General features: G+C 72.4%; 12 protein-coding genes and 1 riboswitch. Of the genes, 2 read left to right on the top strand and 10 right to left on the bottom strand.

Annotated features, from left to right (window positions below):
• Positions 1 to 265: 265 nt before the first annotated feature.
• Positions 266 to 2,155, top strand: coding sequence for an AAA family ATPase (locus ACWD6P_RS06290; RefSeq protein ID WP_451442866.1), 1,890 nt, complete (start codon positions 266 to 268; stop codon positions 2,153 to 2,155).
• Positions 2,156 to 2,206: 51 nt separating this feature from the next.
• Here ACWD6P_RS06290 and ACWD6P_RS06285 read toward each other — a convergent pair whose 3' ends face one another.
• The 10 genes from ACWD6P_RS06285 to ribD all read right to left on the bottom strand — a co-directional run bounded on the left by ACWD6P_RS06285 (position 2,207) and on the right by ribD (position 10,797).
• Positions 2,207 to 3,325, bottom strand: a complete 1,119-nt coding sequence (locus tag ACWD6P_RS06285; protein WP_451442865.1) for a hemolysin family protein — start codon at positions 3,323 to 3,325, stop codon at positions 2,207 to 2,209.
• A complete protein-coding gene (locus tag ACWD6P_RS06280; protein WP_451442864.1) occupies positions 3,322 to 4,680 on the bottom strand; it encodes a hemolysin family protein in 1,359 nt (452 codons plus the stop codon). The genes ACWD6P_RS06285 and ACWD6P_RS06280 overlap by 4 nt, the downstream gene beginning before the upstream one ends.
• Before the next feature lie 175 nt (positions 4,681 to 4,855).
• The gene (locus tag ACWD6P_RS06275; RefSeq protein WP_451442863.1) at positions 4,856 to 5,320 is read right to left on the bottom strand and encodes a PH domain-containing protein; all 465 of its coding nucleotides are present in this window, start codon (positions 5,318 to 5,320) and stop codon (positions 4,856 to 4,858) included.
• 53 nt (positions 5,321 to 5,373) lie between these two features.
• Positions 5,374 to 6,222 (bottom strand): ATP phosphoribosyltransferase, encoded by an 849-nt coding sequence (hisG, locus tag ACWD6P_RS06270; protein WP_384485028.1) that lies wholly within the window; start codon positions 6,220 to 6,222, stop codon positions 5,374 to 5,376.
• A gap of 49 nt (positions 6,223 to 6,271) precedes the next feature.
• Positions 6,272 to 6,544 (bottom strand): phosphoribosyl-ATP diphosphatase, encoded by a 273-nt coding sequence (locus ACWD6P_RS06265; protein WP_030412067.1) that lies wholly within the window; start codon positions 6,542 to 6,544, stop codon positions 6,272 to 6,274.
• 35 nt (positions 6,545 to 6,579) lie between these two features.
• Positions 6,580 to 7,065, bottom strand: a complete 486-nt coding sequence (gene ribH / locus ACWD6P_RS06260; protein WP_451442862.1) for a 6,7-dimethyl-8-ribityllumazine synthase — start codon at positions 7,063 to 7,065, stop codon at positions 6,580 to 6,582.
• 67 nt (positions 7,066 to 7,132) lie between these two features.
• On the bottom strand, positions 7,133 to 8,419 hold the full coding sequence (locus ACWD6P_RS06255; RefSeq protein ID WP_451442861.1) for a bifunctional 3,4-dihydroxy-2-butanone-4-phosphate synthase/GTP cyclohydrolase II: 1,287 nt from the start codon (positions 8,417 to 8,419) through the stop codon (positions 7,133 to 7,135).
• The gene (locus ACWD6P_RS06250) at positions 8,416 to 9,069 is read right to left on the bottom strand and encodes a nicotinamide mononucleotide transporter family protein (protein WP_451442860.1); all 654 of its coding nucleotides are present in this window, start codon (positions 9,067 to 9,069) and stop codon (positions 8,416 to 8,418) included. The genes ACWD6P_RS06255 and ACWD6P_RS06250 overlap by 4 nt, the downstream gene beginning before the upstream one ends.
• Positions 9,066 to 9,701, bottom strand: a complete 636-nt coding sequence (locus ACWD6P_RS06245) for a riboflavin synthase (RefSeq protein WP_451442859.1) — start codon at positions 9,699 to 9,701, stop codon at positions 9,066 to 9,068. The genes ACWD6P_RS06250 and ACWD6P_RS06245 overlap by 4 nt, the downstream gene beginning before the upstream one ends.
• 1 nt (position 9,702) lies before the next feature.
• On the bottom strand, positions 9,703 to 10,797 hold the full coding sequence (gene ribD, locus ACWD6P_RS06240) for a bifunctional diaminohydroxyphosphoribosylaminopyrimidine deaminase/5-amino-6-(5-phosphoribosylamino)uracil reductase RibD (protein ID WP_451442956.1): 1,095 nt from the start codon (positions 10,795 to 10,797) through the stop codon (positions 9,703 to 9,705).
• A gap of 183 nt (positions 10,798 to 10,980) precedes the next feature.
• A riboswitch (FMN riboswitch) is annotated at positions 10,981 to 11,111 on the bottom strand.
• A 193-nt stretch (positions 11,112 to 11,304) separates the two neighbouring features.
• Between ribD and ACWD6P_RS06235 the strand changes: the two genes are divergently transcribed.
• Positions 11,305 to 12,069: an SDR family oxidoreductase gene (locus ACWD6P_RS06235; RefSeq protein WP_451442858.1), complete on the top strand. Its 765-nt coding sequence runs from the start codon at positions 11,305 to 11,307 to the stop codon at positions 12,067 to 12,069.
• Positions 12,070 to 12,163 lie beyond the last annotated feature (94 nt).

Genomic DNA, 12,163 nt, shown 5'->3' with positions numbered 1-12,163 from the left:
CCGCGACCTGACGCCTCCTCACCCTCACCCTGGGTCACCGTATTCTTCACGCCGTCGGGTCGCGCCAAGTCGTCCGCTCTTGCCCCGTACCGCCCTCTACGGACTGCACCGATCCCGCAGGTACGATGCGAGTCCGTGCCACCGCAGGCCACGGGACCGAAGTACGTGAGGACGGTCAACTCCCGCCTGTCGTACGCCGGTTCGGAACGGCCCTCGGCCGGCACTGGCCCGGCGGCACACACGGGGGACGTTTTGTGGGGGGACGATGGATTTCGGAACTCAGGGTTCGCCCGCCCCGGCCGAGCTCGCCTGGCTGCGCGCGGTCGACGCCTACACCGTGGGCGCATACCCGCAGGCGGAGGAGGAGTTCCGGGCCGCGGTGCGGCTCGATCCGTCGATGGCCGACGCCTGGCTCGGTCTGCACGCACTGCGCGCCGACACCTCCATCGCGCTGCTGAGGATGCATCGGCACAGGGACCGGTTCGGCGAGATGCGCACCCGTCACCGACGCACCCTCAACTCCTGGTACTGGCTCGGCTGGTGGGTTCAGCCGGTGCTGGAGACCTCGCGCGATCTGCTGCTCGCGCACGCCTCCCACTGGCTCGACGGCCGCCATGTCGCCGAGCTGGACCAGGCGCTGGCCGGGTGCCCGCCGGTGGACACCGATCCCCAGGTGCGCTTCCTGCACGCCTGCCGGGCCTATCTGGTCAAGGACTGGGACCAGCTCGTACGGCATACCGAGCCGCTGCTGGGCGATCCGGTGCTGGGCATCGAGGCCGGGCTCTTCGGCGGGATGGCGCGGGTGCGTCTGGAGATGTACGGGCAGGCCGAACCGCTGCTGTCCGCCGCGCTGATGCGCTGCCGCAGCGAGCAGCCGCAGCGCAAGGAGCTGCGCTACTGGCTCGCCCGCGCCCATGAGGGCACCGGCCGCAGCGCCGCGGCACTCCCCCTCTACCGGGCCGTGCACCGCGTCGACCCGGCGTTCATGGACACCGCGGCGCGGCTGGCCGCGATCGCCGAGGTGGACGGCCTGGACGAGGGCGCGGGCCTCGCCACGGTCTCCGCTTCCGGGCTCGGCCAGGAGGCCGGCGGCGATCTGGACCCGCTGGCGCCGCTCGATCCGGTCGACGGCCGTGAGCTGCTGGCGACCGGCGAGGCGGAGGAGCTGGGCGGCGCGCCGGTCGGCGGCGGCGCGCCGGCCGGGAACGACGTGGCCGCCCGGGTCAAGGCGGCGGCACCCGGCCCGCGCGGCGCCGAGCGGCTGCCCGCCGGCCCCGCCGATCCCGTGCTGCTGGAGAAGGCGCTGGCGGAGCTGGAGCGGATGGTCGGCATGGAGCCGGTCAAACGGCAGGTGCGGGCGCTGTCGGCCCAGTTGCGGATGGCGCAGCTGCGCGCGAGTCAGGGGCTGCCGGTGCAGCCGCCGAAGCGGCACTTCGTCTTCTCCGGGCCGTCCGGCACCGGCAAGACGACCGTGGCCCGGATACTCGGGCGGGTCTTCTACGCGCTGGGGCTGCTCGGCGGCGACCATCTCGTGGAGGCCCAACGGGCGGACCTGGTTGGCGAGTTCCTCGGCCAGACCGCCGTCAAGGCGAACGAACTGATCGACTCGGCGCTGGGCGGGGTGCTGTTCGTCGACGAGGCGTACAGCCTGTCCAACTCCGGTTACAGCAAGGGCGATGCGTACGGCGACGAGGCGCTGCAGGTGCTGCTCAAGCGGGCCGAGGACAACCGCGACCGGCTCGTGGTGATCCTGGCGGGCTATCCGGAGGGCATGGACCGGCTGCTGGCCGCCAACCCGGGGCTGTCCTCCCGTTTCACCAGCCGCGTCGACTTCCCCAGCTACCGGCCGCTGGAGCTGACCGCCATCGGCGAGGTGCTGGCCGCCGAGAACGGCGACCGCTGGGACGAGGAGGCCCGCGAGGAGCTGTGCAGCATCAGCGGCCACGTCGTCGACCAGGGCTGGATCGACGAGCTGGGCAACGGCCGCTTTCTGCGCACCCTCTACGAGAAGAGCTGTGCCTATCGCGATCTGCGGCTGTCCACCTGGCGGGGGACGCCCACCCGGGACGACCTCGCGACCCTGCGGCTGCCGGACCTGATGCAGGCGTACGGGGAGGTGCTGTCGGGGCGGGGGCCGGATACGCCGGGCCGGTGAGCGCCGTCGCGGCGGCGGTCCGCACCGCCGCCGCCAGGGCACCCCTTCGGCTCAGCCGGCCAGCGCCCGGTCCTCCGCCGGCAGCGTGGCCTCCTCGCGGGGCTCGGTGATGCGCTCCGCTGCCCCGCGGGCCGCCGGGGCCCGGCGGTGCGACGGGTCGCGGACCTCGCCGACCAGCATCTCCAGCACGTCCTCCAGGGCCACCAGACCGAGGACGCGGCCGCTCGCGTCGGCGACCGCGGCCAGATGGGAGGCGGCGCGGCGCATCGCCGTCAGGGCGTCGTCCAGCGGCAGCTCGGCCCGCAGCGTGGCCATCGGATGCCAGATGCGCTGCGGCACCGCGCGGTCGCGTTCCTCCAGGTCGAGGACGTCCTTGACGTGCAGATAGCCCATGTACGCGCCGCCGGGCGCGCAGACCGGGAAGCGGGAGTAGCCGGTGCGTACGGTCAGCTCCTCCACCTGGCGGGGCGTCACCGCCGGATCGACGGTGATCAGGCCGGCCCGGTCGAGGAGAACGTCCGTGACGGGGCGGCTGCCCAGCTCCAGGGCGTCGGAGAGGCGCTCCTGTTCGGCCGGTTCGAGCAGGCCCGCCTGGCCGGAGTCCTCGACGAGGTGGGTCAGCTGCTCGCTGGTGAAGACCGCCTCGACCTCGTCCTTGGGCTCGACGCGGAAGAGCCGCAGTACGCCGCGGGCACAGGCGCCGAGGAGGGCCGTCACCGGGCGGCACAGCCGGGCGAAGGCGACCAGTCCCGGGCTGAACCACAGGGCGGTCTTCTCGGGCGCCGCCATGGCCAGGTTCTTGGGGACCATCTCGCCGATGACGAGGTGAAGGAAGACCACCAGCGCGAGGGCTATGACATAGCCGAGCGGGTGGACCAGCGCGGCGGGGAGGCGGACCGCCTCGAAGAGCGGCTCCAGGAGGTGGGCGACGGTCGGTTCGGCGACCGCGCCGAGGGTCAGCGAGCAGACGGTGATGCCGAACTGGGCGGCGGCCATCATCTGCGGGAGGTTCTCCAGCCCGTGCAGCACCTGCCGGGCGCGGGTGGAGCCTTGTGTGGCCAGCGGTTCGATCTGCGAGCGGCGTACCGAGACCAGGGCGAACTCGGCGCCGACGAAGAAGCCGTTGGCGAGCACGAGCAGCACCGCGAAGAGCAGCTGGGCCAGGGTCATCGGGCCACCTCCGCACCGGCCGCGGCGGGCTCACGGGGGGCGGGCGCGGCGGCCGCGGTCCGTACCAGCCTTATCCGCTCGGCGCGGTGGTGCGACACCAGCCGCACCCGCAGCCGCCAGCCGTCGAGCTCCGCGGTGTCGCCGGGGGCCGGGATCCGGCCGAGTATGTGTGCCACCAGTCCTGCCACCGTCTCGTACGGGCCTTCCGGGGCCTCCAGGCCGATCCGCCGCAGGGTGTCCACCCGGCAGCCGCCGTCGGCGTCCCAGGCGGGGCGGCCCTCCTCGGGCGGGGCCTGCCCCAGTTCGGGCAGGTCCACTCCGTCGTGCTCGTCGCGGACCTCGCCGACCAGCTCCTCGATGATGTCCTCCAGCGTGACCACACCGGCCGTGCCGCCGTACTCGTCGACGACCACCGCTATCGGCTGTTCGCTGCGCAGCCGCTCCAGCAGCGGCTGCACCGGCAGCGTCTCGGGCACCAGCAGCGGCGGCATCGCGATCCGGCCCGCCGGCGTGCGCAGCCGGTCGTGCGCCGGGACGGCCAGCGCGTCCTTGAGGTGCACCATGCCGACGACCTCGTCGAGGCGGGTGTGGTAGACGGGGAAGCGGGACAGGCCGGTGGCGCGGGTGAGGTTGACCACGTCCTCGGCGGTCGCGGTCGCCTGCAGGGCGCTGACCCGTACGCGCGGGGTCATGACGTTCTCCGCGGTCAGGTCGCCCAGCGACAGGGTGCGGACGAACAGGTCCGCGGTGTCCTGCTCGATGGCGCCGGCGCGGGCGGAGTGCCGGGCGAGCGAGACCAGTTCGCCGGGGGTACGGGCGGAGGCCAGCTCGTCGGTCGGCTCCACGCCCAGGGAGCTCACCAGGCGGTTGGCGACGGTGTTCAGCAGCGTGATCACCGGCCGGAAGAAGCGGGAGAAGGCCTGCTGGGGGCCGGCCACGAAGCGGGCGACCTGCAGCGGCCTGGAGACCGCCCAGTTCTTGGGCACCAGCTCGCCGACGACCATCTGGACGGCGGAGGCCAGCAGCATCCCGATGACGACGGCGACGCCGGGGACCGCGCCCTTGGGCAGGCCGAGCGCGGCCAGCGGGCCGGACAGCAGATGGGCCAGCGCCGGCTCGGCGAGCATGCCGACCACCAAGGAGGTGATCGTGATGCCGAGTTGGGTGCCGGACAGCTGGAAGGAGAGTTCGCGCAGTGCGGAGACGACGGTGTCGGCGCGGGGGTCGCCGTCGGCCGCGGCCCGTTCGGCGTCCGCCTTCTCGACGGTGACGAGGCCGAACTCGGCGGCGACGAAGAATCCGTTGGCCAGGATCAGGACGAGGGCCGCCGCGAGCAGCAGCAGGGGGCCGGTCATGCCGCCGCCTCCGTGGTATGCGGGGGTTGGGGAGGGGCGGCGCAGGTACTACAGGACGATCCGTCCATTGCCGGAGGGAGTCACTCCTCGGGTCGCGGTGGGCCCACTGAGGGGCAGGGCGCAGGGGTGCGCCCCGGGGAACAGAGTAAACAGCAGGGCCCGGATTAGGGCAGGCTCAACCGCCCGTGTGGTCCAGCGCACCATGCTTCTCGGTGAGGTCGCGCAGCGCGCGGGCGTCCCGGATGGCCTGGTCCCGGGCGATGCCGGGCTGGATTCCCATGGCGGGCAGGCTGGTGCCGTCGGAGAGGTCGAGGTGGACCCAGGGGTCGCCGGCCCGGAGGTTGACGCGGACGACCTGGGCCCAGGCCAGCTCGCGCTTGGTGGTGAGGTTGACCACCGTGACGCCCTCCTGCCGCACGACCACCTTGGGGCGGGCGAGCAGCAGGAGGACGGCCCCCACCAGCAGTCCGGTCGCCACGAAGCTGAAGCGCTCGCCGCCGCTCAGCTTCGGCAGCGCCAGCGCGACGGCCGTGAGGGCGGCGAGCTGGGCGATGCCGACGGTGTACAGCACGACCCGGGTGCGGGTCGGCCGGAAGGTCACCGGGAGGCTGGGCAGGGAGGGCTGGGGTGCCGCGGACACGTGGTCGGTCTTCCGTCGGGGGGCGGGGCGTACGGGTGGTCAGATCGCGCGGGTCACAGCCGGCAGGCGTGGATGCCGGTGGTCAGGATGGCGCGGGCGCCGAGGTCGTAGAGCTCGTCCATGATGCGCTGGGCGTCCTTGGAGGGGACCATCGAGCGGACCGCGACCCAGCCCTCGTGGTGCAGCGGGGAGACGGTGGGCGACTCCAGGCCGGGCGTGAGGGCGACGGCCTTCTCGACGTGCTCGACGCGGATGTCGTAATCCATCATCACGTACCGGCGGGCCACCAGGACGCCCTGCATGCGGCGGAGGAACTGGCGGACCTTCGGGTCGTCGTCCGGCGCGCCGGTGCCGCGGATGACGACGGCCTCGGACTTGAGGATCGGCTCGCCGATGATCTCCAGGCCGGCGTTGCGCAGGGTGGTGCCGGTCTCCACTACGTCCGCGATGATCTGGGCGACCCCGAGCTGGATGGCGGTCTCGACGGCGCCGTCGAGGTGGACGACGGAGGCGTCCACGCCGTTGTCGGCGAGGTGCTGGGTGACCAGGCCGGCGAAGGAGGTGGCGATCGTCATGCCGCCGAACTCGCTGACGTCCTTGGCCGTGCCCGGACGGGTGGCGTAGCGGAAGGTCGAGCCGGCGAAGCCCAGCTGGAGGATCTCCTCGGCGTCGGCTCCGGAGTCCAGCAGCAGGTCACGGCCGGTGATGCCGATGTCGAGCTTGCCGGATCCGACGTAGACCGCGATGTCGCGCGGGCGCAGGAAGAAGAACTCGACCTCGTTCTCGGCGTCGACCAGGACCAGTTCCCTGCGGTCCTTGCGCTGGCGGTAGCCGGCCTCATGGAGCATCGCCGACGCAGGCTCGGACAGTGAACCCTTGTTGGGGACAGCGATGCGCAGCATGAGAGAGAGTTCCTTTGCAGCTGAAGGGTGTTGGGTGTGCCGGGGTGGTTCAGAGGTGGGCGTAGACGTCGTCGAGGGAGATGCCCTTGGCGACCATCATGACCTGGAGGTGGTAGAGGAGCTGGGAGATCTCCTCGGCGGCCGCCTCATGGGATTCGTACTCGGCGGCCATCCAGACTTCGGCGGCCTCCTCGACGACCTTCTTGCCGATCGTATGGACACCGGCCTGCACGAGCTCGGCGGTACGGGAGGTCGCGGGGTCGCCGGTGGCGGCCTTCTGCTGGAGCTCGGCGAAGAGCTCCTCGAACGTCTTCTTGGACATGATGGTGACTACCCTACGCGGTCGGCCCGTCCTTGTTAGCGCCAGGGCTCGGACACCGTGCGCAGCGTCGCGGCGGTGGCGACCGCGGCGGTGACCGCTTCGTGGCCCTTGTCCTCGGCGGATCCCTCCAGGCCCGCGCGGTCCAGCGCCTGCTGCTCGGTGTCGCAGGTCAGCACACCGAAGCCGACGGGTACGCCGGTGTCCACCGAGACCTGGGTCAGGCCCTGGGTGACGCCCTGGCAGACGTAGTCGAAGTGCGGGGTGCCGCCCTTGATGACCACGCCGAGGGCGACCACCGCGTCATAGCCGCGGCCGGCCAGGACCTTGGCGACGACCGGCAGCTCGAAGGCGCCGGGCACCCGCAGCAGGGTGGGCTCGCTGATGCCCAGCTCGGACAGTGCCCGCAGCGCACCGTCCACCAGGCCGTCCATCACCTGCTCGTGCCACTGCGCGGCGATGACGGCCACCCGCAGGTCGCCACAGTTCTTCACGGTCAGTTCGGGTGCGCCCTTGCCGCTCACGGTTCTCCTCGTACGGGTGATGGTGGTGGGTGGTGGTGACGTGGGGTGCCGGGATCCGGGGTCCGGGCTACTGGTTGTCGCAGGTGGTCGCGTGGTCGGTGTCCAACCACGGGAGATCGTGGCCCATTCGGTCCCGCTTTGTTCGCAGATAGCGGAGATTGTGCTCGCCGGCCTTGACGGGCATCGGCTCGCGGCCGGTGACCTTCAGTCCGTACCGCACCAGGGCCGCGGTCTTCTCGGGGTTGTTGGTCATCAGGCGCAGCGAGCGCACGCCCAGGTCCTGGAGCATCTGCGCACCCGCGGCGTAGTCGCGGGAGTCGGCGGGCAGCCCCAGTTCGAGGTTGGCGTCCAGCGTGTCGCGGCCGCGCTCCTGGAGTTCGTAGGCGCGCAGTTTGGACAGCAGGCCGATACCGCGCCCCTCGTGGCCGCGGAGGTAGATCACCACACCGCGGCCGGCCTCGGTGATCCGCTGCAGCGAGGCCTCCAGCTGCGGGCCGCAGTCGCAGCGCAGCGAGTGGAAGATGTCGCCGGTCAGGCACTCGGAGTGGACCCTGACCAGGACGTCCTCGCCGTCGCCGAGCTCACCGGCGACCAGCGCAATGTGCTCCACGCCGTCGACCGTGGAGCGGTAGCCGTACGCGGTGAACTCGCCGTGCGCGGTGGGCAGCCGGGTGGTGGCCTCGCGGCGGACGGTCGGCTCGGAGGACCGCCGGTAGGCGATCAGGTCCTCGATGGAGATGATCGACAGGCCGTGCTTACGGGCGAACGGCACCAGCTCGGGCAGCCGCAGCATCACGCCGTCCTCGCCGGCGATCTCCACGATGGCGGCGGCCGGGCGCAGTCCGGCGAGCCGGGCGAGGTCGACACCGGCCTCGGTGTGGCCGTTGCGGACCAGTACGCCGCCGGGCTTGGCGCGCAGCGGGAAGATGTGGCCGGGCCGGACGAAGTCGCCGGCAGAGGACTCTCCGGAGGCGAGCAGCCGCAGGGTGGTGGCGCGGTCGGCGGCGGAGATGCCGGTGGTCACGCCGTGCGCGGCGGTGGCGTCGACGGAGACGGTGAAGGCGGTCCCCATCGACTCGGTGTTGTGCTCGACCATCTGGGGGAGTTCCAGCCGGTCCAGCTCCGGGCCCTCCATGGGGGCGCAGATCAGTCCGCGGCACTCGCTCATCATGAAGGCGACGATCTCGGGGGTGGCCTTCTCCGCGGCGATGACGAGGTCGCCCTCGTTCTCGCGGCTCTCGTCGTCCACGACGACGACCGGACGGCCGGCAGCGATATCGGCGATGGCCTGCTCGACGGGGTCCAGCGCCAGGGACTCGGCCTCGGCGTCGTACCAGCTCTGCACTGCGGTCATGCCGCTGCTCCTTCCAGGACGGGGCGGCTTTGCGCGCGCGAGCGCAGCCACCAGTCGCGCATGCCCCACACGACGAGGGCGAGATAGACGACGTAGACGAGGCCGGAGAAGGCGAGCCCGCTGCTGAAGGCGAGCGGGACGCCGACGACGTCGACCAGCAGCCAGGCGAACCAGAACTCGACCAGCCCGCGCGCCTGGGCGACCATCGCGGCGAGCGTGCCGACGAAGATGTAGGCGTCCGGCCAGGGGTTCCAGGACAGCTGCGGGATCAGGGTGAAGAGCGTGCCGACGGCGGCGGTGCCGAGGGCCGTGCCGCCCAGCAGCACACCGCGCTCGCCCCAGCTGGCGAAGCGTACGGCGATGGAGCCGTCCTGCGCCTGCTGGCGGCCGCGCTGCCACTGCCGCCAGCCCCACAACGCCACGCCGATGACGAGGAGTTGCTTGCCGACGCCGCCGCTGAGGTGGGCGGAGGCGTAGGCCGCGACGAGGATGACGCCGGAGAGGAACTGGGCGGGCCAGGTCCATATCGAGCGCCGCCAGCCGAGCGCCAGGGCGGCCAGACCGATGCTGTTGCCGATCATGTCCGACCAGATGACGTGCTGGCCGAAGGCCGTGAAGGCCTCGCCGTTCAGCGGGTCGAGGACGCTCACCGGTCCATCTCCTTGATCTCCTCGACGTCCTTGAGGTCCTCGGAGCCCCGCCCGAGCAGCCGCTCGACGTACTTCGCCAGGACGTCGACCTCCAGGTTCACGGGGTCGCCGGCCTTCTTGATGCCGAGGGTGGTCAGCGCGAGGGTCGTCGGAATGAGGCTGATGGTGAAGTAGTCGTCGGCGGCGTCGACGACGGTGAGGCTGACGCCGTCGACGGTGATGGAGCCCTTCTCGACGACGTAGCGGGACAGCGCGGCCGGCAGCGCGACCTTGACGATCTCCCAGTGCTCGGCGGGGGTCCGCTCGACGATGGTGCCGGTGCCGTCGACATGGCCCTGGACGAGGTGGCCGCCCAGCCGCCCGCCGAGCGCCATCGGGCGCTCCAGGTTCACCCGCGAGCCGGCGGTCAGCGCGCCGAGGCTGGAGCGGCTGAGGGTCTCGGCCATCACATCGGCGGTGAATTCACCGTCGGCGGTGTCCACGACGGTCAGACAGACGCCGTTGACGGCGATCGAGTCGCCGTGCTTGGCGTCTTCGGTGACGACGGGGCCGCGCAGCCGGAAGCGGGAGGCGTCACCGAGGTCCTCGATGGCGACGACCTCACCCAGTTCTTCGACGATTCCGGTGAACACTTCAGTTCTCCTCGTGGAGGGCGTGGCGGATGGGCGTGGCGGTGATGCGCAGATCGGGGCCGAGCCGTTCGGTTCCGGTCACATCGAGCCGCAACGCCTGGGCGATGGTGGTGATTCCGGCATCGCCGACGGCGGCCGGTCCGGCGCCGAGCAGCACCGGTGCGAGATAGCCGACGACCTTGTCGACGGCCTGGGCGGCCAGGAAGGCCCCGGCGAGCGTGGGACCGCCTTCGAGCAGTACGGAGCGGACATCGCGCTCGTACAGGGCCTGGAGCAGGGCGGGGATGGACAGGCCGCGCCCGTCGGCGGCGCGCGGCAGCCGGACGAGCGGGGCGAGGCCTTCGAGGTGACCGGCGTCGGCGTCCTCGGCGACCGCGATCAGGGTGGGCGCGGTGCCGTCCAGGACCCGGGCGCCGGCCTTGACGGCGGTGGCCCCGGAGTCGACGACGACCCGCAGCGGCTGGCTGATCTCGTCGTCGGACAGCCCGCTGATCCGGGCGCCGAGCTGCGGATCGTCGGCGCGGGCGGTGCCGGAGCCGACGATCACGGCGTCCGCGGCGGCGCGCAGCCGGTGTACGTCGGCGCGAGACTGCGGCGAGGAGATCCAGCGGCTGGTGCCGTCGGCGGCGGCGATCCGGCCGTCGAGGGTGGCCGCGTACTTCCACAGCACGAAGGGGCGGCCGCGCAGGACGGCGGTCAGCCAGGCCTCGTTGCCGGCGGCGGCCTCGTCGGCGAGGAGGCCGCCCTCGACGTCGACACCGGCCTCGGCCAGGGTGACGGCGCCTCCGGTGGCGGTCGGGTTGGGATCGGAGACGGCGTAGACGACCCGGGCGATCCCGGCGTCGATCAGCGCCTGGGCGCAGGGGCCGGTGCGGCCGGTGTGGTTGCAGGGTTCGAGGGTGACCAGTGCGGTGCCGCCGCGGGCCCGGTCTCCGGCGGCGCGCAGGGCGTGGACCTCGGCGTGCGGCCCGCCGGCCCGCTGGTGCCAGCCCTCGCCGACCGTACGGCCCGCGGAGTCCAGGACGACACAGCCCACGACGGGGTTGGGGCTGGTGTGCCCGAGGCCGCGCGCGGCGAGCTCGATGGCTCGGCGCATCGCCGCGGTCTCGACGGGGGCTGCGGTGGCCACCGGGTCCTCCTGCCTGTTCAGGCACGGACTCCGGGGCTGTCGGGACGACAGAAACGGAAACGACGCAACGGGGACACCGATGCCGGAAAGGAGGGCCCGCCCGAAAACGTCCGGACGCGCCGCCGACGGCGGTGTACCGAAGCTCGCCCGCCGCGCACTGCCTCCCATCCGGACTTTCACCGTCGGTGCAGGAATTTCACCTGCTCAACCGGCCGCTGGCTGCGGACGGGTCGCGGACTGTTACCGCCGGTTCGGAATTACACCGACCCCGGAGTGCGCTGCTGCTCTTATGTCAGTACAGCTTCAGTCTGCCACGGCCGGTCCTCGCCCATGCGAGCGGATCCCTGTGGGCTGTCTCACAGGGATCGGGCGCGTCGGGGTGTCACAGCCGGCAGGGCTGGTCCGTCCTAGTGCGGTACGGCACGCGCGCGGGCCGTACGTACCCGACCCCGCACACCCGAGGACTGAACTGCGATGACGACGATTCTGGTGACCGGCGGCACCGGCACGCTCGGGCAGCCCCTGATCGACCGGCTGCTCGACGACGGCCATGACGTCCGCTCGCTGAGCCGGCGCCCGCACACCGGCACCGAGCGGCCCCGCCTGCGCTCGTACGCGGTCGATCTGCGCGACGGCACGGGCCTGGCGGCGGCGCTGGCGGACGTGGAGGTGGTCGTGCACTGCGCCACGGCGCCGTCCGGCGGCGACGCGGAGGCGACCGGCCGGCTGATCGAGGCGGCCCGGTCGGCGGGCGTCCGGCATCTGGTCTACATCTCGATCGTCGGCGTGGACCGGGTGCCGCTCGGCTACTACCGCACCAAGCTGGCGGTGGAGCGGCTGATCGAGGACTCCGGCATCGGCTGGACGGTGCTGCGCACGACGCAGTTCCACGAGCTGGTGCTCCGAGTGATCAAGGCGGGGGCCCGCTCGCCGGTGCTGCCCCTGCCGACCGGCGTACGGGTGCAGCCGGTCGAGGTACGCGAAGTGGCCGACCGGCTGGCCGACTTGGCGGCCGGCGACCCGGCCGGGCGGGTGCCGGACATGGGCGGCCCCGAGGTGCTGACGGTCCGTGAACTCGCACGGGCCACGCTGGCGGCGGGCGGGCGGCGCCGGCTGCTGCTGCCGCTGCCGCTGCCGGGCGCGTTCGCCGCCGCGCTGCGCCGGGGCGGAAACCTCACCCCGGAGCACGCCGACGGACGGCGCACCTACGCCGAGTTCCTGGCGGAACGGGCGGGATGAGCCTTCGTCGCGCCCCCACCGGAATACCCTCCCCACCCGCCACGTTGTGGCCCTGCAGGGGGCCCGCGCATCCCCTACGGGATCTGTTCGCCCT

This window comes from Streptomyces sp. NPDC002446 (assembly GCF_053595675.1).
Note: the sequence above shows the minus strand (reverse complement) of the source record. Positions and strands in the feature narration are given on the sequence as shown.

Excerpts from the sequence above, each read along its gene's own strand:
- ACWD6P_RS06290 (WP_451442866.1), top strand. The coding sequence starts at position 266 with ATGGATTTCGGAACTCAGGGTTCGCCCGCCCCGGCCGAGCTCGCCTGG.
- ACWD6P_RS06285 (WP_451442865.1), bottom strand. The coding sequence starts at position 3,325 with ATGACCCTGGCCCAGCTGCTCTTCGCGGTGCTGCTCGTGCTCGCCAAC.
- ACWD6P_RS06280 (WP_451442864.1), bottom strand. The coding sequence starts at position 4,680 with ATGACCGGCCCCCTGCTGCTGCTCGCGGCGGCCCTCGTCCTGATCCTG.
- hisG (WP_384485028.1), bottom strand. The coding sequence starts at position 6,222 with ATGCTGCGCATCGCTGTCCCCAACAAGGGTTCACTGTCCGAGCCTGCG.
- ACWD6P_RS06265 (WP_030412067.1), bottom strand. The coding sequence starts at position 6,544 with ATGTCCAAGAAGACGTTCGAGGAGCTCTTCGCCGAGCTCCAGCAGAAG.
- ACWD6P_RS06255 (WP_451442861.1), bottom strand. The coding sequence starts at position 8,419 with ATGACCGCAGTGCAGAGCTGGTACGACGCCGAGGCCGAGTCCCTGGCG.
- ribD (WP_451442956.1), bottom strand. The coding sequence starts at position 10,797 with ATGCGCCGAGCCATCGAGCTCGCCGCGCGCGGCCTCGGGCACACCAGC.
- ACWD6P_RS06235 (WP_451442858.1), top strand. The coding sequence starts at position 11,305 with ATGACGACGATTCTGGTGACCGGCGGCACCGGCACGCTCGGGCAGCCC.